Source organism: Paenibacillus chitinolyticus NBRC 15660, assembly GCF_000739915.1.
Taxonomy (GTDB): Bacteria; Bacillota; Bacilli; order Paenibacillales; family NBRC-103111; genus Paenibacillus_F; species Paenibacillus_F chitinolyticus.
Genome location: NZ_BBJT01000005.1, coordinates 25634 through 47238, shown reverse-complemented (window position 1 = coordinate 47238; position 21605 = coordinate 25634). Strand labels below are relative to the sequence as shown.

General features: G+C 52.5%; 23 protein-coding genes. 22 read left to right on the top strand and 1 reads right to left on the bottom strand.

Features of this window, described 5'->3' with window-relative positions:
* The first annotated feature begins 258 nt into the window (after positions 1 to 258).
* The 4 genes from PCH01S_RS13495 (at position 259) to PCH01S_RS13480 (ending at position 4912) form a co-directional block, all read left to right on the top strand.
* Entirely contained in the window at positions 259 to 1203 is a 945-nt protein-coding gene (locus PCH01S_RS13495) for a polysaccharide deacetylase family protein (protein ID WP_241688722.1), read from the top strand.
* A gap of 175 nt (positions 1204 to 1378) precedes the next feature.
* Entirely contained in the window at positions 1379 to 2788 is a 1410-nt protein-coding gene (locus PCH01S_RS13490; RefSeq protein ID WP_042230070.1) for a hypothetical protein, read from the top strand.
* A gap of 20 nt (positions 2789 to 2808) precedes the next feature.
* Positions 2809 to 3525: a response regulator transcription factor gene (locus PCH01S_RS13485; protein ID WP_009675036.1), complete on the top strand. Its 717-nt coding sequence runs from the start codon at positions 2809 to 2811 to the stop codon at positions 3523 to 3525.
* Positions 3506 to 4912, top strand: coding sequence for a HAMP domain-containing sensor histidine kinase (locus tag PCH01S_RS13480; protein WP_053228710.1), 1407 nt, complete (start codon positions 3506 to 3508; stop codon positions 4910 to 4912). Before PCH01S_RS13485 ends, PCH01S_RS13480 begins: the two co-directional genes overlap by 20 nt.
* 529 nt (positions 4913 to 5441) lie before the next feature.
* On the opposite strand, the gene PCH01S_RS13475 is transcribed toward PCH01S_RS13480, so the two are convergent.
* Positions 5442 to 6689, bottom strand: coding sequence for a LolA-like protein (locus PCH01S_RS13475; protein ID WP_042230066.1), 1248 nt, complete (start codon positions 6687 to 6689; stop codon positions 5442 to 5444).
* Between the two features lie 573 nt (positions 6690 to 7262).
* Between PCH01S_RS13475 and rsgA the strand changes: the two genes are divergently transcribed.
* The 18 genes from rsgA to recO all read left to right on the top strand — a co-directional run bounded on the left by rsgA (position 7263) and on the right by recO (position 21471).
* The gene (rsgA, locus tag PCH01S_RS13465; RefSeq protein WP_042230063.1) at positions 7263 to 8339 is read left to right on the top strand and encodes a ribosome small subunit-dependent GTPase A; all 1077 of its coding nucleotides are present in this window, start codon (positions 7263 to 7265) and stop codon (positions 8337 to 8339) included.
* A gap of 132 nt (positions 8340 to 8471) precedes the next feature.
* Positions 8472 to 8774 carry a hypothetical protein gene (locus PCH01S_RS13460; protein WP_042230061.1) on the top strand — a complete coding sequence of 101 codons (303 nt, stop codon included), beginning with the start codon at positions 8472 to 8474 and terminating at the stop codon, positions 8772 to 8774.
* 174 nt (positions 8775 to 8948) lie between these two features.
* A complete protein-coding gene (locus tag PCH01S_RS13455; protein ID WP_009675046.1) occupies positions 8949 to 9296 on the top strand; it encodes a histidine triad nucleotide-binding protein in 348 nt (115 codons plus the stop codon).
* 122 nt (positions 9297 to 9418) lie between these two features.
* Positions 9419 to 9592, top strand: coding sequence for a 30S ribosomal protein S21 (rpsU, locus tag PCH01S_RS13450; RefSeq protein ID WP_024094532.1), 174 nt, complete (start codon positions 9419 to 9421; stop codon positions 9590 to 9592).
* A 16-nt stretch (positions 9593 to 9608) separates the two neighbouring features.
* Positions 9609 to 10049 (top strand): GatB/YqeY domain-containing protein, encoded by a 441-nt coding sequence (locus PCH01S_RS13445; protein WP_042230058.1) that lies wholly within the window; start codon positions 9609 to 9611, stop codon positions 10047 to 10049.
* 210 nt (positions 10050 to 10259) lie between these two features.
* Entirely contained in the window at positions 10260 to 11030 is a 771-nt protein-coding gene (locus PCH01S_RS13440; RefSeq protein ID WP_042230057.1) for an NfeD family protein, read from the top strand.
* A gap of 51 nt (positions 11031 to 11081) precedes the next feature.
* Positions 11082 to 12065 (top strand): flotillin-like protein FloA, encoded by a 984-nt coding sequence (gene floA, locus PCH01S_RS13435; RefSeq protein WP_042230054.1) that lies wholly within the window; start codon positions 11082 to 11084, stop codon positions 12063 to 12065.
* A gap of 147 nt (positions 12066 to 12212) precedes the next feature.
* A complete protein-coding gene (locus PCH01S_RS13430; RefSeq protein ID WP_042230052.1) occupies positions 12213 to 12701 on the top strand; it encodes a hypothetical protein in 489 nt (162 codons plus the stop codon).
* Positions 12702 to 13033: 332 nt separating this feature from the next.
* Positions 13034 to 13312 (top strand): sporulation protein YqfC, encoded by a 279-nt coding sequence (yqfC, locus tag PCH01S_RS13425; RefSeq protein ID WP_042230050.1) that lies wholly within the window; start codon positions 13034 to 13036, stop codon positions 13310 to 13312.
* Positions 13313 to 13337: 25 nt separating this feature from the next.
* Entirely contained in the window at positions 13338 to 14528 is a 1191-nt protein-coding gene (gene yqfD / locus PCH01S_RS13420; RefSeq protein WP_042230047.1) for a sporulation protein YqfD, read from the top strand.
* 6 nt (positions 14529 to 14534) lie between these two features.
* Positions 14535 to 15506: a PhoH family protein gene (locus tag PCH01S_RS13415; RefSeq protein ID WP_042230044.1), complete on the top strand. Its 972-nt coding sequence runs from the start codon at positions 14535 to 14537 to the stop codon at positions 15504 to 15506.
* A gap of 42 nt (positions 15507 to 15548) precedes the next feature.
* Positions 15549 to 17765, top strand: coding sequence for an HD family phosphohydrolase (locus tag PCH01S_RS13410; RefSeq protein WP_042230042.1), 2217 nt, complete (start codon positions 15549 to 15551; stop codon positions 17763 to 17765).
* Positions 17766 to 17798: 33 nt separating this feature from the next.
* Complete coding sequence (gene ybeY / locus PCH01S_RS13405; protein ID WP_042230040.1) at positions 17799 to 18335, top strand: rRNA maturation RNase YbeY; 537 nt, start codon at positions 17799 to 17801, stop codon at positions 18333 to 18335.
* Complete coding sequence (locus PCH01S_RS13400; protein WP_042230039.1) at positions 18332 to 19033, top strand: diacylglycerol kinase family protein; 702 nt, start codon at positions 18332 to 18334, stop codon at positions 19031 to 19033. Before ybeY ends, PCH01S_RS13400 begins: the two co-directional genes overlap by 4 nt.
* Before the next feature lie 63 nt (positions 19034 to 19096).
* Positions 19097 to 19501, top strand: a complete 405-nt coding sequence (locus tag PCH01S_RS13395; protein ID WP_042230035.1) for a cytidine deaminase — start codon at positions 19097 to 19099, stop codon at positions 19499 to 19501.
* Between the two features lie 17 nt (positions 19502 to 19518).
* Positions 19519 to 20418, top strand: a complete 900-nt coding sequence (era, locus tag PCH01S_RS13390) for a GTPase Era (RefSeq protein WP_042230034.1) — start codon at positions 19519 to 19521, stop codon at positions 20416 to 20418.
* 110 nt (positions 20419 to 20528) lie between these two features.
* Positions 20529 to 20675 (top strand): YqzL family protein, encoded by a 147-nt coding sequence (locus tag PCH01S_RS29780; protein WP_009671644.1) that lies wholly within the window; start codon positions 20529 to 20531, stop codon positions 20673 to 20675.
* Positions 20676 to 20724: 49 nt separating this feature from the next.
* The gene (gene recO, locus PCH01S_RS13385) at positions 20725 to 21471 is read left to right on the top strand and encodes a DNA repair protein RecO (protein ID WP_042230032.1); all 747 of its coding nucleotides are present in this window, start codon (positions 20725 to 20727) and stop codon (positions 21469 to 21471) included.
* The last annotated feature ends 134 nt before the right edge of the window (positions 21472 to 21605 follow it).

Below are 21605 nucleotides of genomic sequence, written 5' to 3'. Positions count from 1 at the left end.
TTCGTCATGCTTGTACATTTTTTTACAAATGTAACGGCAGCGTAACGGCTTCTTTGTTTAAATGTAATGGTTTCGTAACTACTTGTGTCGAAAGATGGAGTACACTTAGGATAAGGTAATACGTTGAAGGGAACGGACCCGGGGAATTAAGGAGAGGACGCCTTGCCGCGTCTGTCGTTCCTATGTGTTGGAAATCATAGACAGGCTGGTAGATTCATAGACGTCAGCCGACGAAACAAATGGGAGATGGAAGGAATCATGAAAAAAAGAAAAGTGTTCAGACTGCGCTATGTCCTTATGATAGCGCTGGGGTTGTTTATCGCATACAATGTCAGCCATGCATTGTTGACCAAAGAAACGGCTACCGGCCCCTCCAGTGGAGAGACGGCGGTTACGCCAAGTCCGTCTCCGGTCCCGACCGCGAATGAACCGGAGAAGAAGCCGGAGAAGAGCGCGCGTCCCGATCCTACGCCGACGCCTGATCCGACTCGGAAGCCGGATCCTACGCCCGATCCTACGGCCACGCCTGATCCTACGCCGACGCCGCAGACAACGAAAGCCCCGCAGGGCGGCGGGACGGCAAACACGGCTTCACCGATTTATTCGATTTCGACCAAAAACAAACTCGTTGCGCTTACGTTCGACGACGGTCCGGACCTGCACTGGACGCCGCAGGTGTTGGAAGTGCTGAGCAAGTACAACGCGAAAGCGACGTTCTTCCTGGTCGGTCGCCAGGTCGATAAATATCCCGATATGGTGAAGCGGATCGTGGACGAGGGCCACGCGGTCGGCAACCATACCTGGAGTCACGCGCAGCTGCCTAAGCTGACGCCCGAGCAGGCCCGCGAACAGATGACGAGCACGGACGAGGCGCTGAAGAAGGTGCTCGGCAAGGGAACCTATCTGTTCCGTGCCCCGTACGGCGCCGTCAACGATAACGTCAAAGCGGTAGCGGCCCAGCAGGGGCAGCTTATCATCGGCTGGTCGATCGACACGAAAGACTGGGCCGGCAGCACGCCGGATCAGATTATGAACAATGTGAAACAGCATATTCATCCCGGCAGCATAATTCTGCAGCACAGCTTCGGCGGCAAAGGCGGGGACCTCAGCAATACCGTGGAGGCCACCCGCAGAATTTGCGAGTATCTGCAGGCTCAGGGTTACCAGTTTGTTACCGTGCCGGAATTGTTGGCTGCGAAATAATGGAGTGTCCCGGTACCGGCTTTGCGAAAGGCTGCCGATCCGGCGGAAGCGAGCCGTCCATGCCGTATTTGCCGGCATCGGACGGTTTTTTCGTTCGCGTCCATGCAGAATTTTCAGGTCCTGCTTCCGGGTCGGCTTTGCTATAATGGAACCAGCACTAGAAAAGGGGAATGTCATGAAGAGAAGAATCAAATGGATACCGCGACCCGCAGCGGCCCTGCTGACGGCCGGACTTTCCATGCTGCTGCTCAGCGGCTGCCAGCTCATATCTTCTTCTCCAGCCGCTTTGCTGAAGGCTCCGGCCATGAGTTCGAGCCTGTATCAGCTCAAAGAGGCGGTGACCCACTATCTGCCACCGGGCGCGGTGCTCAACACGCCGCTCAAGCTGCCCGATAACTCGGCGGCCGGCCCGATTTACCAGGTGGACCTTAACGGGGACAACCAGAAGGAAGCCGTCGCTTTTTACAGGCTGCAGAAGAACGAGTTTGAACTGGGAGCCCTCATTCTCGAACAAGTAAACGAAGAATGGCGGAAGGTCACCGATATCCATGAGCTGGGCAGAGAAATCGACCGCGTCGACTTCGTGGACGTTACGGGAGACGGGGCTCCGGAAATGCTCGTGGGCTGGAGTGCCGGAGAGGCGGTTAACCTCAACAAAGAATTGTTCGTTTATTCCATGAAAGGTTCGGTGGTGAGCCAGATGGAGAAAATTCCGTACACCGAGATCGCGATCGGCGATCTGACCGGCGACGGAGTGCCTGAGGTGGCCGCCCTGCTTCTCGACCGCGACAAGCTGGACGCTTCCGCTTCTTTGTACTCGTTCAAGAACGGGGAGAAGAAGCTGATGCAGAAGCTGCCTATGGACGGCGGCGTCAACGGCTACTACCAGGTCGTGATCGGCAAAGCGACCGACTCGCAGAACGGGATTTTCGTGGACGCGGGGCTTGGCGCCAATACGTCCTATACGTCTCTCCTGGTCTGGAACAACGGCAAACTGAAAGACGTTTTCAGCGCCAAGGACGAACAGGGGAACGTTCAAACCTTCAAAGAATACAAAGGAAGGTCCCAGGACGTCAACGGAGACGGTATTATGGAGATCGAGCTGCTTAAGATCCCTCCTTTTATCGAAAACAGCAATCCGACCGATATGCCCTGGATCCACCAGTGGTATCAATGGGACGGCGCGAACGGGCTCAAATGGGTGCACGAAAATTACTACGACAACAATGTCACGTACCGGTTTGATTTTCCCGAATCGTGGAGAGGCAAAATTACGCTGGAACGGTCCAAAAGCGATCGTGCCGACGGGTACACGACTTTTTATTATTTAAGCGCGAACCGCAAGGAAAAAGCCGAGCTGCTGACCATCCGGTATTACCCGACGGAGCAGTGGGAGAACATGAAGAACGAGCTGCAGAAGAAGGAAATTGACTTCGTGGAGCTTGATACGTCGTACGGACGCAAAACCGTAGCGTTTTTGCCGGAGAAGCCGACGAACCTGTCCGTCAAATCCTTGCAGGAATATAACCAGATGAAACTCGGATTGAAAGATATACAGGAGCGGCTGAAGCCGGTCTATTATTAGAGAAGGGGAGGGAGACCGGAATGAGAGTACTGATTTTGGAAGATGAAGAATCGATCCGCGGATTTATCCGGATTAATCTTAAACGCAACGATATTGATGTTACGGAGGCGGCGACGGGCGAGGAAGCCCTCCAGCTTGTAAAGGATGAAGGCCCTTTTCACATCGCCATTCTGGACGTTATGCTCCCGACTCAATTATCGGGATTCGACGTATGCGCGCAGCTGCGGAAAATGTATCCGAAAATGGGCATCATCATGCTGACCGCAAAATCGCAGGATACGGACAAAGCCGAAGGTCTGGAGATCGGAGCGGACGATTACGTGACGAAGCCGTTCAGCCCGGTGGAGCTCATCGCGAGAATCAAGGCCCTGTACCGGAGGCTGGAAATTCCCGAGCAGGAGTCGGCCAAACAAAGCCTGAGCTCCGGCATCTTTACGCTGCAATTGAAGGAACGGAAACTGTTTAAGGGACGGACCGAAATCGATATCACGCCGACCGAGTTTGCCATTCTGAAGCTGTTCATGGAACAGCCCGACCAGGGAATTTCCCGGGATGAAATTCTGGATGCCGTATGGGGCAAGCATTTTGTCGGCGATTTAAAAATCGTGGACGTCAACATCCGCCGTATCCGCCAAAAAATCGAGGTAGATCCGTCGCACCCTGCACATATCGAAACCGTTTGGGGTTATGGGTACCTCTGGAAGAAGGAATCCGCCCTTGAGCAGCATAAGGAGTAAAGTAGTCTGGAATTTTCTGCTGATCATCGTATTTATTGTGCTGCTTCTCGGAGGCTTGTTTCTGGGAACCATCTATCAATATTATTACGGAAGCGCCCTTCAGGCCTTAAGTGAACGCGCAAAATTCACAGTCGACTACAACAACCGCTACAATTCGCTTTCTCCTCTCCAGGAGAGGGCCCGCAACATTTTAAAAGAGCTTGCGAAGGACGAAATCAGCCGGGTCGAGGTGGTGGACCTTGAGGGGAATCTGATCCGGGATTCGTACGGGTTTACCTCCAAACGGAAAATCGATACGTCGGACGTCCAGTCCGCTCTGCTCGGAGAGCCCGGCAAGTGGATCGGGTTGAATACCGACACCAAAGAGAGGATCATGGCGCTTTCCTATCCCCTCAAGAACGGGGATCGTGTCGTCGGCGTCCTGCGGTTCACGACTTCGATCGAGCAGGTAGACCGGATGGTCATGAGGACAGCCTGGATCATCATCGGCATCGGCGTGGCCGTCATTCTCGTATCGCTGGCGGTCAGTCTGCTTCTCGCCAACCGGATCGTGAGACCTATCCGCGAAGTCACGGATGTCGCCCAGAGCATGGCCCAGGGGGATTTCCACAACAAGGCCGTCAAACGGCATGACGACGAGGTCGGACATCTGGCGGATACGCTCAATTACATGGCGGACGAAATTCTCCGCAACGACCGCTTGAAGAACGAGTTTATTTCCTCAATCTCCCACGAACTGCGGACACCGTTGACATCGATTAAAGGCTGGAGCGAGACACTGGTTTCGGGTGACCTGAACGAGAAGGAAGAAACACTTACGGGTCTTTCCGTCATTTCCAAAGAAACGGACCGTCTGATCGGGCTGGTTGAAGACCTCCTCGATTTCTCCAAGCTCCAGTCCGGCAATATGAAAATGCACCGTGAACCGGTGGACGTCAACCGCCTCGTGAAAGACATTTACCAGCAGTTTGCGGGGAACTGCCAGCGGCGTAGAATGGAGCTGCAAATCTCCCTTGCGGAGAACAGTCTCTACGTTTTCGGAGATCAGAACCGGCTCAAGCAGGTATTGATCAACTTGCTTGACAATGCGATGAAATTCACGCAGGAAAACGGAGTGATCCGCATCATGACCCGTGTGGAAGGCAGTCTCGTGCAGCTGATCGTGGAAGATGAGGGCGAAGGGATTTCTCCAGAAGCGGTGAAGTATGTGACGGAGAAGTTTTACAAGGCCGACAATCGACAGCCGGGCAGCGGCCTAGGTCTGTCGATTTGCCAGGAAATCGCCCAACTGCACGGAGGAACGCTGCAGGTCACGAGCGAGCTCGGCCAGGGAACGACCGTAACCGTCGAGCTGCCGCGTATGCCGGAAGAGGAGAAGGTCCTGTAAACGGAATGCCGCACGACCAGCCATGAACGTTGGGCGTTCAGACCGACGGGAAATCGCTTCGGTTGGCGGCGTTTGGCAGTATTTTTGCAGCGAACCTTTTCCCGGCACGTGGCTAGGCGTTACATAACGGTGGTCAGTTTTATGCGAGTACCGTACTGCTAAGATTGTTTGAATGGGATCCAGCTATCAAAGCCTTGCTGCACCCACTGAAATGATTTCGATCTAAACCGACATATGCTGCCGCGGTTCTCTTGTAGCTTGGCAGCACATCGTACTGCAAAGCCTACTCTTATCTCCGTTCCTTGAGGAATGGATGGTTCTGGAGGGGACGATTTCGCAACAGTTTTTAAAGCCGTCCGCTCGGGCAAGCAACAGAACTGATCCATGTGACAAAAGCATGGCTTCAACTGGTAGAGGCACCCATTCGGGTGCCTTTATGCTTTTCGTCCTTCAGATGACAGAGAAGCCTTAAGTAGCACATAGAAGCTGCCTGTCAATAACCCAGGCAGCTTCATTTTTTTGACGACCACTATTGCTGAGGCACGTACCCTTTATTGTTTGAGGTGTCAAAGATTGTTTTTTTATAATCAAAGCTGATATCATTAACGACTATTTTATTAATAACGACTCCATCAACGTTGAATGTATTTAACTTTAAAAGTATTCCTGTTTCTGTATCCACCCATAATTTAAATGATGTAGATAATAGTTTTTCTGAAAGCTCTTTAGATAATTTCCCTTCTATTACGGTCGCTTTGCGATTTAATAAATCCTCTTGCCCTGTAATTTTATAATTCTTTAACTCGTCATCCAGCCAAAATGCAATAGTTTGAGGGAAAGTTACGGTGGATGCTGCACTAGCATTAGCAGGATCATTTCTATACATATACTGATTGGCTTCTTCACCATCAGGACCTTTATCTTTACTTATCCGAGGGGCGAGTATTTTTGTTCTTTCGGCTGTTTTACTTGATTTACTGTATTTTTTATTTTTCTCATCAACCTGGATTATTTCATTGCTAGAGGAGGTAACCCGAAACAAATTTTCTTTAGTAGAACTATCTTTTAATACAATATTGCTTCCTAAATTTTTGCTTTGATCAACTTCAAAGTCAATTGTGTATTTTTGGTTTGAATTTGAAAAATCATATAAAAAACTTCCTCTTACATAATTATAATAGTCAATTGCGTTTAACATTTTTTCTTTAATAGAAGCTGCATCTAATTTCAAATTTTCACTTTCAACAGTGTTTTCTTGTGTAGATACAATTGTATTAGTGCTATAATAAACTCTCACACCATCCGCCCCTACAGACGAATTAATTGAAAGAGGTTCAACAGCTACATGCGCTTGCTTTCCATTACTCCAAGGGTGGGTCTTATAAGGGAAATTATTCCACCCTACTGGAGCTGTATTTTGGTCTAACCCCCCAATATTCATACCTTCAATATAGTAATTCGCATTACCAGTAAAAGATGCGCTATTAAGATAAAATCCAACCGAATACTCACCGGTTGAATTGCCACCGAGTGGGAATACAGTCCAATTATATCGAGACCTATTGAAAGTCTGCCCCCCTTTATAAAAACGATGATCAGAATTAAAGGAAGAGGGCTTGTTCGTGTATTTCTCCCAGTTTTCTCCTGCAGATCCTTGGCAGTATGTATCGCTGGAAGGAGGATCATTATCACACGTCATGTAATCAGCAAGTACGACATTTGAACTACAAACAAATAGAAAAATTGAAGCTAAAGATGGGGCTAAAATTTTTTTCATTTAAAATTCCTCCTATATTTTACAATAATTTGAATCGAGAATATCATATCATAAAATTACCTATTTTTGGTATTTTTGTATTTTAATTTTCTGTAAGCAACTCCGCATGCGTTGCCGTTCACGACATAACCCGTTCCCTCGCCCCACAATCATAACCTGAATAACCTATATGCAATTCCAACGGAGCTTCCTTACAATATAGGCATTCCAACGGCTTTTATGAAACCTCCCTATTCAATAGCCATGCTCAGTTATCTTTGAAAGAGGCGCCTTGAATGGCGTTTTTTCTACTTCTCAGGAAGAAGCCCGCCCAAACCGAAATGCCTTGGCTGAAGCCAAAAGTGTGCTTCGTACATCTTTTCTATCTCGGTCAAAACCAACATGAGGCAATGAAAGCATGCCGGTCCCATGGCTGCCCGCTTGTTCATGAGAGACCCGATGAAATTCCGTCGGGTCTTTTTTGCCGTTTGCGGCTGAGATGTAAAAAACAGCTATGAATGATTGTTTCCCGGTTAATTCGGTCCTTTTCCTGCTAGACTGGGAATCAGATAGGATGAAAGGTGTGTTCATGGATTGAATTTAACTGAACTAGGCTGGAACGAAGAGCTCCGGCAAGCTTTGACGGGTATGTCGGCGGAAGGTCTCACGGCAGGCCGCGTCGCGCTTGAACATAAGAGAATGTACAGGGTCAAAACCGACTCCGGCGAAGTGCTCGCCGAGGTGTCGGGCAGTATGCGTTACCAGGCGCGCAGCCGGGGAGATTACCCCGCAGTCGGCGACTGGGTGGCTTTAAGCGTGCGCGAGGAAGAGGGGCGCGCCACCATTCACGGGGTCCTGCCGAGAAAAAGCATGTTCGTCCGAAAAGTGGCGGGCAACGTGACCGAAGAGCAGATTGTCGCCGCGAACGTCGATGTCATCTTCCTCGTTAACGCGCTCAATGCGGATTATAATCTCCGCCGGCTGGAGCGCTACCTCGTCATGGCATGGGAGAGCGGCGCCTCTCCCGTCATCATCCTCAGCAAGGCGGACCTGTGCGCCTCGCCCGAGGAAGTGGCCCTCCGGGTCGCCGAGACGGAGGCCATAGCGCCGGGCGTGCCGGTCCATGCCGTCAGCTCGCTCCTCGGCGAAGGGGTGGAGGGCCTCCGCGCCGCCTACCTCGGCATCGGCCGGACGGCCGCAGTCGCCGGGTCCTCCGGAGCGGGGAAGTCCACGCTCATCAACGCGCTGCTGGGCCACGAGGCGATGGACACCGGCGCGATCCGGGAGGATGACGCCCGGGGCCGCCATACGACGACCCACCGTGAGCTTCTCCTGCTCCCCGGCGGGGGCGTGCTGATCGATACGCCCGGCATGCGCGAGCTTCAGCTGTGGGAGGCGGACAGCGGGCTCATCCAGTCGTTCGACGATGTCGAGACGCTGGCGGCCTCCTGCCGCTTCCCGGACTGTCGCCACAGCAGCGAACCGGGCTGCGCCGTGAGAGGCGCCATAGAAGACGGGACGCTGGACCAGGCGCGTTATGACAGCTACGTCAAACTCCAGAAGGAGCTGGCCTTCCTGGCCCGCAAGGAAAGCAAGTCCCTCCAAACAGCGGAGAAGGACAAGTGGAAGAAGCTCCACAAGGAGATGAGGCGCAAGCCCTCCCAACCATAAAAAGCGGCGGAACCGCGATCCGGGCGCGAGTGCGGACCCGGCTCCGCAGATTCACCTCCCCTTCAACTAAATGCGCGAATCGGTGGCCTTTCGCCCAGATGTGCATACGTTGAAGGCAGGAGGTGTTTGTTGATGCAGAAACACGAAGCGAAGTCCTTGTGTCAGCAGCATAAATACCGGTATGTTCTCATCCAACTGACCGACGGTACGGTGCATGACGGAATTATCGAGAACGTTGACGATGACTATGTATACCTGGCCATTCCCGTGGGCGGCAGAGCGGGCGGCGAAAGCGAGACACGGGCGTTCGGCTGGGGATATCCGTATTACCGCTACCCTAACCACGGGTACCCGTATTATCCGCGGCGCCGCTTTTACCGGGGGATCTTCCCTCTGGTGGCTCTTACGGTCATTTCTCTGCTTCCGTACTATTGATGCAAAAACCCATAACCGCCAGGGAGGGACAGACGTCTTCCGGCGGTTTACTTTTTTTCGAAACGGCGCTAACTTTTTATTTTCTTTTTGCCCCGTTATTCAGTATGATAAATAATATACATACGAACCTATACACACGAGCATGTACGATTCGATAAAGGAGGAGACGAAACAGTGGATTGCTTATTCTGCAAAATCAGAGACGGACAAATTCCTTCGAAGCAGGTATACGAGGACGAGCAGGTTCTGGCTTTTCACGATATCCAGCCGGCCGCTCCGGTTCATATCCTGATCATTCCGAAGAAGCATATCGCCTCGATGAAAGACGCCGGAGAAGAAGACTGGGCGCTGATCGGTTCGGTTCACAAGGCCGCACAGCAAATCGCCCGGGATTTCGGCATCGAAGAGAGCGGCTACCGGCTCATCAACAACTGCGGACCCGACAGCGGACAAGTGGTTTTCCACATCCATTACCACCTGCTCGGCGGCACGAATTTGGGTCCTCTAGTAGCCCAAAGATAATTCATAGAATTTATTGTCATAGGAGTAAAGCTTTTAGGTTGACACCTAGAAACGTTTTCCCCTATAATGAAGTTTGATGAACCGCTTTGATTGGACGGTCTGTTCGGAGGGAGGGAAAACTGGTGTCAGAAACTCGAGTTCGCAAGAATGAAACCATAGATGCTGCACTTCGCCGCTTTAAGCGTTCCATTGCTAAGGATGGCGTATTGGCGGAGATTAAAAAGCGCAAGCACTACGAGAAGCCGAGCGTTAAGCGCAAAAAGAAATCTGAGGCTGCTCGTAAGAGAAAGTTCTAGGAGGCAACCCAAGTTCATGAGCTTAAGCGAACGTTTGAACGATGATATGAAGCAAGCGATGAAGAGTCAAGACAAGTTTACACTCTCCGTAATCCGTATGGTAAAAGCATCTATCAAGAATATCGAGATAGACCAGCGACGAACCTTAGATGACAATGAAGTGCTTGACGTTCTGAATCGCGAAGTCAAACAACGCAAAGATTCCCTCCAAGAATTTAAAAACGCCGGCCGGGACGATTTGGCCGACAGCCTGCACGCTGAGATCGACATTCTAATGAAGTACCTGCCGCAGCAGTTAACAGAGGAAGAAGTAAGCGCAATTGTAAAGCAGACCATCCAAGAAGTTGGCGCTTCCTCCAAAGCGGATATGGGAAAAGTAATGACGGCGCTCATGCCGAAAGTTAAAGGTCGGGCTGATGGGAAATTAGTTAACCAACTGGTGCAACAAAACCTGTAATAAACCGACGGGGTCGGAAGCAGTGATGCTTCCGGCCTTTTTTCATAGCCGGAAAGCGATAAAACGGAGGCTGCTGCGCAAACAAGCTTAAGCGGCTGCTCCGGCTTGTTCGCGGAACTTGCCGCCAACTTATGAACATTTGGTGAAACGTTTTCCATTCCGTTACGTAAAAAAGACTATAAGACAGTTACAGGGTTAGGAGGAGAAGCCATGATCAGCTTACGGAGGACATTTCTGGGCTGTGCCACGGTCCTCGGATCAATCGGCTGCCTGCCCGGTTTGGCGGCGGCATCAGCCGGAACTGCGGCGCAGCAGGGCTTTACGAGTGCGCTTGGCGGGTTCCTGACACATCCGGCCGTTGCCGCAATCCTGCTTCTGATCGGGATTGTCGGAATCGGGCTCGAGCTGCTTTTCTGGACGTTCGGCCTTCTCGGATCCATCGGGGTTATCGGCTTCGGGCTGTATTTCCTAGGCAATTATCTTGCCGGGGGAGCGGGGTCCGGAGATATCGGGCTGTTCGTTTTGGGCGTGCTGCTTCTGCTGCTTGAACTGGTCATCCCGAGCTTCGGCATACTCGGTATAGCCGGTAGTATCTCCTTGTTCAGCGGAGTGATTCTGGCGGCCGACAACCCTCAGACGGCGGCGCTTTTGCTCGTCATCGCTTTCGTTGCGGCGGCTGTTCTTCTCTTTATCGCCGTCAAGAAGTTTCCGGCGAGGGGAGTATGGAACCGTTTTATCCTCAAGGAGGAGCTGACTACCGAACAAGGCTTTGTGTCCAGTTCGTTCAAGCTGCATCTTATGGGGCAGACGGGAACTTCGCTTACGCCGCTTCGTCCGTCCGGTACCGCCCAATTCGGGGAAGACCGGGTGGATGTGGTAACGGAAGGCGGATTTATTCCTGCCGGACGTCAGGTCAAGGTCGTTCTCGTGGAAGGCAGCAGAGTTGTGGTGCATGAAGAAGAAGCCGGCGCAGAAAAATAGGTACAGCCGGCAGAGCGCCATTTAATTACGTATAGGGAGGTTTTTTGACACATGGAATCTTATTTTTATCTGTTGATTGCCGCAGTGGTTCTGATTTTGTTAATGGTATTTTTCACGTTCGTTCCGGTTATGCTCTGGATTTCCGCTCTGGCATCGGGCGTACGTATCAGTATTTTGACACTGGTGGCGATGAGGTTGCGGCGCGTTATTCCGAGCCGGATCGTGAATCCGCTCATTAAAGCGACGAAAGCCGGGCTGGGACTGAACATTAACCAGTTGGAAAGCCACTATCTGGCGGGCGGTAATGTTGACCGCGTTGTCAATGCCCTGATCGCGGCACACCGCGCGGATATCCAACTGCCGTTCGAGCGGGCGGCTGCCATCGATCTGGCCGGCCGTGACGTGCTCCAGGCCGTTCAAATGAGCGTAAACCCGCGTGTCATCGAGACACCGACCGTTTCCGCGGTGGCCAAAGACGGGATCGAAGTGAAAGTTATCGCACGGGTAACGGTTCGGGCGAATATCGACCGCCTCGTCGGGGGTGCCGGAGAAGAAACGATTATTGCCCGTGTCGGCGAGGGGATCGTTACGACTGTCGGATCCAGCGGCTCGCATAAGGACGTTCTCGAAAATCCGGATATGATTTCCCGGACCGTACTCGGTAAAGGTCTGGATGCAGGTACCGCTTTTGAGATCCTGTCTATTGATATTGCGGATGTCGACGTAGGCAAGAACATCGGGGCGCACCTTCAAACCGAGCAGGCCGAAGCCGACAAGCGGATCGCGCAGGCCAAAGCGGAAGAACGCCGCGCCATGGCCGTTGCCCAGGAGCAGGAAATGAAAGCCCGCGTCGTGGAAATGAGAGCGAAAGTCGTCGAGGCCGAATCCGAGGTGCCTCAGGCAATGGCGGATGCTATGCGTAACGGAAAACTCGGCGTAATGGACTACATGAATTATAAAAATATCGATGCCGATACGCATATGCGCAGTTCCATCGGCAAAATGTCGGAAGAGGGTAAAGAAGTCAAAGAATAAAGGCGGTTAAACATCTCCGGGCTCTGTCCGGCAGATGTGTCGGTTCTACCCGGTCTCGGAGGGGATCGGCATCCCTTTATTAGTTGCTTCACCGAAGTTTACCCGGGCATCACTTGTTGAGATTGCCTCGGGGAAGGGGGCGTGATGATGGAGCGTCTGATCGAACTGATTGCGAACAATTTCTTTTTCGTTATAATGATCGGGATTTTTCTGGTCTCCATGCTGTCGGGCAAGCGCAAAAAGACCGGCAATCCGAACCGGATGCCGGATTTCAGCGGCCAGGGTCTTCCTCGCCGTCCGGCTGCATCTACACGGTCTGCGTCCGGAAGCGACCGGGAGCCCGACCGGCGCGGTGATTGGTCCGCCGAAGATGCGGCGGCCGATTGGACCTCGGCCGAGCCTGCAGCGGCCGGTCGCGGGCGCAGCGGCGGCTTTGCCGCCAGCGATGCCCGCGGCAGTTCCGCAGCGCCGGCGGATACGCCGCGCAAGCGTGAGACGCGCGCCGTGCGCGAAGAGACTGCCGTCAGCGGGGGCTCTGCTGACGGTGTCGACCTGCACCCGCGTCAGGCGGTGCAGGGGGTTATCTGGGCCGAAATACTCGGCCCGCCACGGGCTAAAAAGCCGTTCCGCCGGTAATACCGGACGGAACGGCTTTTTTTTGTGCCCGAGCGAGCCGTGCCCGAGCGAGCCCTGCCGACGGACTGGCATCCCAAAGACCGCAGAATGCCCGTAGAGGCATTCTGCGGTCTTTTCCAATCTATTACTCATCAGAAAAATAGGCGTCTCTCAAGGGTGTTTGGAGGCGTCTTGCGCGTGGAAATCTTCCTCTGTCGCTTCGGGACGAAACATCGCTCATAAATCACGCACGGCCCGCATAGATTGGAAAAAGCAGCGTCTATACAAGAAGCGCCTGAATTTGCGCCTGCGTGCTGAAAGCATGGGGCAAAAGCTGGGAGGGACGAGAGATAATGCGCCGGCTCACGCAAAAGTGGAAGCAAATGACTGCTAATATGCTCGACCTTCCGCAGGATGTCGTACAAGATATTCCCCGGATCACGATGATCGGCAACGTCCAGCTTTACGTGGAGAATCACTGCGGGGTTTTGCATTTTTCCAGCGAGATGCTGCGTCTGCAGCTTACACGGGGGAAGCTTGAGGTAAGCGGGAAGGAATTGGTGATCCGCGCCATTTTAACGGAAGAAGTACTTATCGAGGGTATTATCGCGGATATCAGATATATGCCATAACGGGTCCGGAAAGGGGAGTTTCGGCGTGCAATCGGCGGTGTTAAAGTGGATACAAGGATATGTGAAGATCGAAGTGAAGGGCGAGAGAGCGGCGGAGTTTATCAATCGCGCACTTTCCAAAGGGCTTTCGTTATGGGACATAAGGGTGTCGGGAGACAAGCTGGTCGAGCTCTGCCTGCCTTGCCGGGATGCGCTGCGTCTCCGGCCGCTTCTGAAAGAGACTGGCTGCCGGATGCATCCGCTGAAGCGCGAGGGAATGCCCTTCGCTGCCCGGAAATTGGCCAAGCGTAAAACCTTTTTGGCCGGCGGCGTCGCTTTTATCGCATCCCTTTTCATTCTGTCCTCATTCGTATGGTCGATTAAGGTGGAAGGCAATGTAAAAATCGGGACTCAAACCATCCTGGATGCCGCCCGCAAAGAGGGGCTGTACCTCCATCAATGGAAATACCGGATGGGCGATTCCGAGAAACTTTCGTTTGGCCTGCAAACCCATCTGCCCGGCACGTCGTGGGTCGGGGTGGAGATTAAGGGCACTCAGGTTACGATCAAAATCGTCGAAGCGGACAAGCCGGAAGAAAAACCGCTCGTCAGCCCTCGCAATCTTGTGGCGTCCAAACATGCTGTCGTGACGGAAATTCAGGCGAAAAGAGGCCGTCCGCTCGTCCAGCCCAATGCCTACGTCCGCAAAGGGGACGTGCTTATTTCCGGCACGCTCGGCGATGAAGCGAATCAGAAGATCGTTGTAGCGGACGGATACGTGAAAGGCATGGTCTGGTACACCTCCAAAATCGAGGTGCCGATCATCCAAACGTACGAAACGTATACGGGCGAGTCGAAGACGCGGAATTATCTCGTGTTCGGCTCCAAGGGGCTCCAGGTAAGCGGCTACGGAAAGCTACCATTCGAACACTATCAGACGATTCCGGAGCAGAAAATGCTCCAATGGCGCTCTTTTAAGCTGCCTGTCGGCTGGTTAAGCGAGAAGCTTATGGCTTCCGAAACGGTTGAGCGGAAATTGGACCCGGCGGAAGCGAAAGCCATCGGTCTGGAGCGGGCCCGGGCCGATCTTATGAGCGAAGCGGGGAAGGACGCGCGCATCGTAACCGAAAAAATTTTGCATGAAAAATCAGAGAATGGTAAAGTTTATATGGAAGTGCATTTTGAAGTGGAAGAATTTATCATGGAAGAGCAACCTATCGTACAGCAAGGAGAATGAGGCCTTTTGGGAGAAAACGCTAAGACTATTAAAGTAGCACTTGCAGATACTTCGGTAGCGCAGGCCGTATTCGGTCCGCAGGACCGCTTTCTGCATCTGATCGAGCAGGAAACGAACGCGCGCATTTTTACCCGGGACGCGGAGCTTACGATTCAGGGGGATGCGGAGGAAGTCCGCAAGCTGGAACATTTATTCGAGGTACTGCTGGAACTGGTCCGCAACCAATATCCGCTTTCGGAACGCGATGTGCTGTATGCCGTCGAGCTCGCCAAGCAAATGAAAGCGGATCAACTGCTGGAGCTTTTCAAAGGGGAGATTACGACCACCCACAAAGGAAAGCCCATTCGCGTTAAAACGATCGGACAAAAACAGTACGTCTCCACCATACAGAAGAAAGACATCGTGTTTGGAATCGGACCGGCAGGTACGGGAAAAACGTACCTGGCGGTTGTTCTTGCCGTTACGGCTTTGAAGGAAGGCAAGGTCAAACGGATCGTCCTGACCCGGCCCGCGGTTGAAGCGGGAGAAAGCCTAGGCTTCCTGCCGGGAGACCTCCAGGAAAAGGTTGACCCCTATTTACGTCCGTTGTATGATGCTCTTAACGATGTTCTGGGCCCCGAGCAGGTTGTGAAATCGCTGGAGCGGGGGCTTATCGAGATCGCGCCGCTCGCTTATATGCGCGGCCGTACGCTTGACGATTCCTTCATTATTTTGGATGAAGCGCAGAATACGACCCCGGAACAAATGAAAATGTTTCTGACCCGTCTAGGATTCGGTTCCAAAATGGTTGTAACGGGTGACGTGACGCAGATCGACCTTCCCCGCGGCAAAACGTCGGGCCTGATCGAAGCGCAGCGCATTCTGAACGGCATTGAAGAAATCGGATTCATTACATTTGCGGAGCAGGATGTCGTCCGTCATTCCTTAGTTCAAAGAATCATCGTCGCTTATAATGAGGACTCGCTAATATCGGGTTGAGTTACAGGGAACGAAGAGGCAAGAGAGGGATGACCTTCCATCATGAAAAAAGAAGTTGCGGTACATGATATGCAAACCAACACGAAGCTAAGCGGCTGGAAAACGAGTTTTCCGGTTCGCTTGCTTCTGCTTTTCGCGCTTATGCTCATTATTTGCATGACTTTGTTTTCCAGGCTTATTCCACAAACATTTGACATCAAATTGGGTGCGGTTGCGGAAAAGAACATCTATGCCCCCTTCCAGATCGAGAACTCTGTGGCGACCGAGAAAGCGAAGGAAGACGCAGCCAAGAAACTTCAACCTATCTATAAAATCGTGAATCTTCGGAACGAAGCGATGATCGATGCGATTTACGACCGGATTTTGCAGATCAATGCGGACCCCGACGTAAAGTTCGAAGATAAGGTAAGCGTCTACCGGACCGTTATTCCGGCGATTATCTTGGATACGGAAAAAACGGCGATCCGGACGATCGGTGAAAATAATTTCGGCAACGAAACGTTTATCGATGAAATCAATTCCAAAGTCAGCGATCAGAAATACCGGATTCCGGAAGAAATTTATTACAAATTTCCGCGCTTAACGAAGGAAGATGTAGCTGCAATGGCGCCCATTACCCGGGAAATTGTTTCCAAGTTGATGAGCGATCAGATTTCGGATGCCCAGACGGCCCGGGCGAAAGTAGCCGAGCTTGTCAATTCGTCCGACTTGTCCAAAAATACGCTGCGCGAACTGGTTCAGGAGATTGCCAGAGTCGTCATCACGCCGAATAAATTTCTGGATCAGAAAGCGACGGACGATGCGAGAGGCGAAGTCCGCGAGAACGTCAAACCCGTTTATATCAATCAGGGGGACATTATCGTCAACGAGGGCGACGTCATTACCGATGAGATCTATAAACGTCTGAAAGCGGCCGAGCTGCTGAAGGAGAAAGCGAACTACTGGCCTCACGTCGGACTCGTGCTGCTGGGCCTGCTGTTCGTTGCGATGATCTATCTGTTTGTCCGGCAGAGTACGCTGCCGATACGGACAAACAATTCACAGCTTCTGATGTTCGTTCTTATTTTCGCCATTAATATGATCGGCATGAAAGTGGTGGCCCTTGGGCAAAATCCGGAATATCCGTTCATCGGATATTTGGCTCCGGCAGCTATCGGCAGCATGCTCATTACGATTCTGCTGAATCCGCAACTCGCTTTTATCGCCAGTGTCCTGTTCAGCATTATGTCCAGCATTATTTTCAACATGCACGGGACTCAGCTATTCGATTACAGATACGGACTGGTCACACTCGTCACGTGTTTCGCTTCGGTCTTCGTTATTCAAAAGGCCAGCCAGCGCTCTTCCATTCTGAAAGCGGGAATTCTCATCTCGTTTATCGGCATGATTACGATCGTTTCACTGATGCTTCTCGACAACTTGACGCGCCAAGACATGCTTTACTCACTGTCTTTTTCGGCCGCCAGCGGAATTCTTACGGCCGTGTTTGTAATCGGGCTTCTGCCCTTTTTCGAGACGGCGTTCGGAATCTTATCCCCGCTCAAACTCGTGGAGCTCTCAAACCCGAATCATCCGCTGCTGCGCAAGCTGCTGACGGAGACACCCGGGACGTATCACCACAGCATCATGGTCGGCAATCTCGCGGAATCGGCCGCCGAATCCATCGGAGCGGACGGTCTGCTGTGCCGGGTCGGTTCTTATTACCATGACATCGGCAAAACGAAGCGGCCGAGCTATTTTATCGAAAATCAGACGAATATCGAAAATCCGCACGACCGGATCGATCCCGCACTGAGCAAAAGCATTATTACCGCCCACGCCCGTGACGGGGTGGAGATGCTTAAGGAATACAACATTCCGAAGCCGATTCGCGATATCGCGGAGCAGCACCACGGAACGACGCTGCTCACGTTTTTTTATCACAAAGCAAGGAAGCTGGCCGAGGAAGAAGGCCGTGAAGTGCGGGAGGAAGATTTTCGTTACGAGGGTCCCAAAGCGCAGTGCAAGGAAGCGGCCGTAGTCGGAATCGCGGATTGCGTGGAGGCGGCGGTTCGTTCCCTTCGCAATCCGACCATCGAACAGATCGATACGATGGTCCGCAAAATCATTAAATCCCGTCTGGATGACGGCCAGTTTAACGATTGCGATCTGACGCTGAAAGAACTGGACACCATCGCGAAGACGCTGAACGAATCTCTGCTGGGCATTTTTCACTCCAGGATCGAATATCCGAGCGAACTTCCCGCCAAAGCGAAATAACCATTTGACCTATACATCTAGGAGGAATTAAACGTGGCCCTGATTTTAGCCTGGAACGACGAGCAGGACATCCTGCCGATCTCCCCTAAATTCGCCGAGAAGCTGGAAGAGCTTCTGAAGCTTGCAGGAGAAGAGGAAGGCGTTGAGGACGGAGAAGTCGCCCTTACGTTTGTAGACGACGAGACGATTCACGAGCTGAATCGTACGTACCGGAACATCGACCGTCCGACGGACGTTCTGTCTTTTGCGATGCTGGAGCAGGGGGAGGACGAGCCTGCTATTCTCTACGGCGAGGAAGAGCCGGATGAAGATTCGGCAGAAAGCGATGCCCACGTTGACGGGAACGGGGAAGAAAGCTTTGAGGAGCCGCTCGGCGATATCGTCATTTCGGTTCCCCGGGCCGCTGCGCAGGCTGAAGAGTACGGCCATTCCGTGGAGCGTGAACTCGGATTTTTATTCGTTCACGGATTTCTGCATCTGATCGGATACGATCACGACAACGAGGAGGCCGAACAGGAAATGTTCGCGAAGCAGGAACAGATCCTGCAGAAAGCGGGGCTTACCCGTTGAGTTCCTTTCAGCGTTTTCTGCGGGGCTTCCGCTTCGCTTACGAAGGAATTAAATACGCTTTTGATACTCAGCGCAACATGAAATTTCATTTCGTTGTTGCCTTTCTTGTATTTCTGGCTGCCGTTATTTTGGGACTGCCGCATTGGGACGTGCTTTTCCTGCTGCTGGCAGTCGTTCTTGTCATCATGACCGAACTCATTAACACGGCGGTGGAAAAGGCAGTGGATCTGGCGATGCCCGAGCTGCATCCGCTGGCGAAGATCGCGAAGGATACGGCGGCCGGGGCCGTTCTCGTGGCTGCCCTGTTCGCGGTCGTCGTCGGCATGGTCGTGTTCTACGGCCCGGCGGACCGGATGCTCCGCAAAGCGCAGGAGGCGGCCGCAGCCAACATGCCGGGCATGGTATGGACGCTTATCGCCCTCGTCGTTCTTGTCACGATTGTAATCGAGACAAGGTTCAGCGACCGCGGGAAGCTGGTCCGGCCCAGCCTGCTGGCGGCGGTTCTGGCGGCGCTTGCGACCTTGATCGCGGTGATCGCCGGCCAGACGATCGTGACGCTGCTCTCCGGCACGCTTGCGGCGCTCGCCCTGATGGTTTTGGCCGAGCGGAAGCACCGGGAGCTGTCATCTCTGCTGCTCGGTTCCGTTATCGGCGCGGCCGTCACCCTTCTTGCCTGGTTGTGGAGAGGCTGGGGGTAGATGCCTGACCGGCCGGCCTGAATGGTTACATCATGTGGGTTAACGGAAAGGAAAAGATGCCTTATGAAACCGGAAGAACTGCTTGAACATGCGCGGCAGGCACGCCTGAAAGCCTACATCCCATACTCGAACTTCGGGGTGGGAGCCGCCCTGCTGGATAAAGACGGTGGGGTCCATCACGGCTGTAATATCGAAAATGCGGCTTACGGTCCGACGAATTGCGCCGAACGCACCGCTGTTTTCCGCGCCGTCGCGGACGGGCACAAGCCGGGCTCCTTCCAATCGATCGCGGTTATCGGCGATACGGAAGGACCGATTTCACCGTGCGGGGTATGCCGGCAGGTTTTAATCGAACTCTGCGGACCGGACATGCCCGTTATTTTAGGTAACTTAAACGGCGATTATACCGTAACGACAACGGGCGAACTGCTGCCCGGCGCGTTTACGTCGAAAGATTTGCAGTACTAGGAGGAAATAATTACAGCATGAACAAAGAAAAATTCAAATCCGGATTCGTTTCGATTATCGGGCGGCCGAACGTAGGGAAATCCACCCTGATGAACCAGGTAATCGGTCAGAAGATCGCGATTATGTCCGATAAACCGCAGACCACTCGCAACAAAATTCACGGCGTGTATACGACCGATAATTCCCAAATTGTATTTTTGGACACGCCGGGTATTCATAAACCGTCTTCCAAGCTGGGCGATTACATGATGAAAGTTGCCCACAGCACCTTGGGGGAAGTCGATGCCATTCTGTTTCTTGCCGACGTTTCGGAAGGAATCGGCGGCGGTGACCGCTATATCATCGAACAACTGAAGAACGTTAAGACACCGGTCATTCTAGTCCTGAACAAAATCGACCAAGTGCATCCCGAAGAATTGCTGCCGATCATTACGACCTATAAAGATCTGTACGAATTCGCGGAAATCGTACCGGTTTCGGCTCTGCTCGGCAATAATGTGAACACGATGCTGGAGCAGGTCGTTAAATATTTGCCGGAAGGTCCGCAGTACTATCCCGCGGATCAGATAACCGACCATCCCGAGCAGTTCGTTTGCGCGGAGCTTGTCCGCGAGAAGATCCTCCATATGACAAGGGAAGAAATTCCACATTCCATTGCGGTAGCGATCGAGGATATGAAGGTCGAAAAAAACGGTGTGGTTCATATTTCGGCCGTCATCTACGTAGAGCGTGATTCGCAGAAAGGCATTATTATCGGCAAGCAGGGCTCGCTGCTGAAAGAAATCGGCAAACAGGCGAGACATGATATCGAAGCGCTGCTCGGCTCCAAAACGTTCCTTGAGTTGTGGGTGAAAGTCAAAAAAGACTGGCGCAATCAGGAACGCGTGCTGCGGGATCTGGGCTTCCGAAACGAATAACCGCAAGGCTTTTCCCGCCGTTCCATTAATTGCCGGGTTTAGACTGCTTCAACGGGTGCATCCTAAGGGTAATCATCAACACGAACATCTTACGGAGAGGATGATCCAGAATGAGAGATTTTACCTGGCACTATTTTTGGTCGACGGGGGAAGTGGACGCTTACCTGCTGTACAAAGATTTAGCGTCTGATCCCGAACTTGCAGGAGAAGAGCTGATGCAGCAAGAGCAGGAAGCCGTGCATTCGGTCGAAGCCTGAGAACACATGGAGACTGATCCGGCGTTTCCGGAAAGGAAGCGCATAAGAGATGCTGCACCGGGTACAAGGAATTGTTCTCCGTAGCGTCGATTACGGGGAAGGGAATAAAATCATTACGCTTTATACCCGTGAACTGGGTAAAGTAGGAGTGGTCGCGCGCGGAGTGAAGAAGGTGAAAAGCCGGCTCGGCGCCGTCACCCAGCTGTTCACGTACGGGGATTACGTTTTTTATAGACAGGGGAAGCTTGGAACGCTTAACCATGGGGAGATCATAGAACCCCATCACAAATTGAGAGAAGATCTTTATAAATCTGCGTATGCCTCTTACCTGGTTGAAATGGTTGACCGGATGCTGGGAGAGGAGGATCGCAGTTTATTCTTGTTCGATCAGTTGGAAGCGGGACTCATGGCCATCGAGCAGGAGAAGGATATGCAGATCGTCGCGCATGTTTTTGAGCTTAAGATGCTGGCTGCCTCCGGGTATACGCCGGTTCTCGACAAATGCGCGTCATGCGGGCGCACGGAGGAACTTGCCGCTTTCAGTGCAGCGGCGGGCGGCGCAATGTGCAGCCGATGCAAGCATCTCGACCCTTATGCCGCGGCCGTGACGGAAAGTACGCTGAAGCTTATGCGGCTTTTGCAGCAGGTCGATCTTAGCCGGATCGGCAATGTTAACGTAAAGCCCTCTACGAAATCCCAGCTGAAGCACAGTATGAGATTGTATATGGACGCCCACGTGGATGTCCGCTGGAAAGCCCGAAGCTTTTTGGATCAGATGGATAAATACAATATTTAAGTTTATAGGTTTGACAAATGTAAGCTGGTTCCTTATAGTAAGTGATTGGAAGCAGTAACTGGTACGGATAACTGGAAGAACAGAGTATTACAATGTTGCCGTGGTGACAAACCGCCGGGACCTTAGGGTCGTAC

Bases quoted from the DNA above. Each gene is read 5' to 3' on its own strand.
- era (WP_042230034.1), top strand. From the start codon at position 19,519: ATGAACAAAGAAAAATTCAAATCCGGATTCGTTTCGATTATCGGGCGG.
- yqfC (WP_042230050.1), top strand. From the start codon at position 13,034: ATGCGCCGGCTCACGCAAAAGTGGAAGCAAATGACTGCTAATATGCTC.
- PCH01S_RS13495 (WP_241688722.1), top strand. From the start codon at position 259: ATGAAAAAAAGAAAAGTGTTCAGACTGCGCTATGTCCTTATGATAGCG.
- floA (WP_042230054.1), top strand. From the start codon at position 11,082: ATGGAATCTTATTTTTATCTGTTGATTGCCGCAGTGGTTCTGATTTTG.
- PCH01S_RS13440 (WP_042230057.1), top strand. From the start codon at position 10,260: ATGATCAGCTTACGGAGGACATTTCTGGGCTGTGCCACGGTCCTCGGA.
- PCH01S_RS13445 (WP_042230058.1), top strand. From the start codon at position 9,609: ATGAGCTTAAGCGAACGTTTGAACGATGATATGAAGCAAGCGATGAAG.
- PCH01S_RS13485 (WP_009675036.1), top strand. From the start codon at position 2,809: ATGAGAGTACTGATTTTGGAAGATGAAGAATCGATCCGCGGATTTATC.
- PCH01S_RS13490 (WP_042230070.1), top strand. From the start codon at position 1,379: ATGAAGAGAAGAATCAAATGGATACCGCGACCCGCAGCGGCCCTGCTG.
- recO (WP_042230032.1), top strand. From the start codon at position 20,725: ATGCTGCACCGGGTACAAGGAATTGTTCTCCGTAGCGTCGATTACGGG.
- PCH01S_RS13395 (WP_042230035.1), top strand. From the start codon at position 19,097: ATGAAACCGGAAGAACTGCTTGAACATGCGCGGCAGGCACGCCTGAAA.
- PCH01S_RS13460 (WP_042230061.1), top strand. From the start codon at position 8,472: ATGCAGAAACACGAAGCGAAGTCCTTGTGTCAGCAGCATAAATACCGG.
- PCH01S_RS13410 (WP_042230042.1), top strand. From the start codon at position 15,549: ATGAAAAAAGAAGTTGCGGTACATGATATGCAAACCAACACGAAGCTA.
- PCH01S_RS13430 (WP_042230052.1), top strand. From the start codon at position 12,213: ATGGAGCGTCTGATCGAACTGATTGCGAACAATTTCTTTTTCGTTATA.
- PCH01S_RS13475 (WP_042230066.1), bottom strand. From the start codon at position 6,689: ATGAAAAAAATTTTAGCCCCATCTTTAGCTTCAATTTTTCTATTTGTT.
- PCH01S_RS29780 (WP_009671644.1), top strand. From the start codon at position 20,529: ATGAGAGATTTTACCTGGCACTATTTTTGGTCGACGGGGGAAGTGGAC.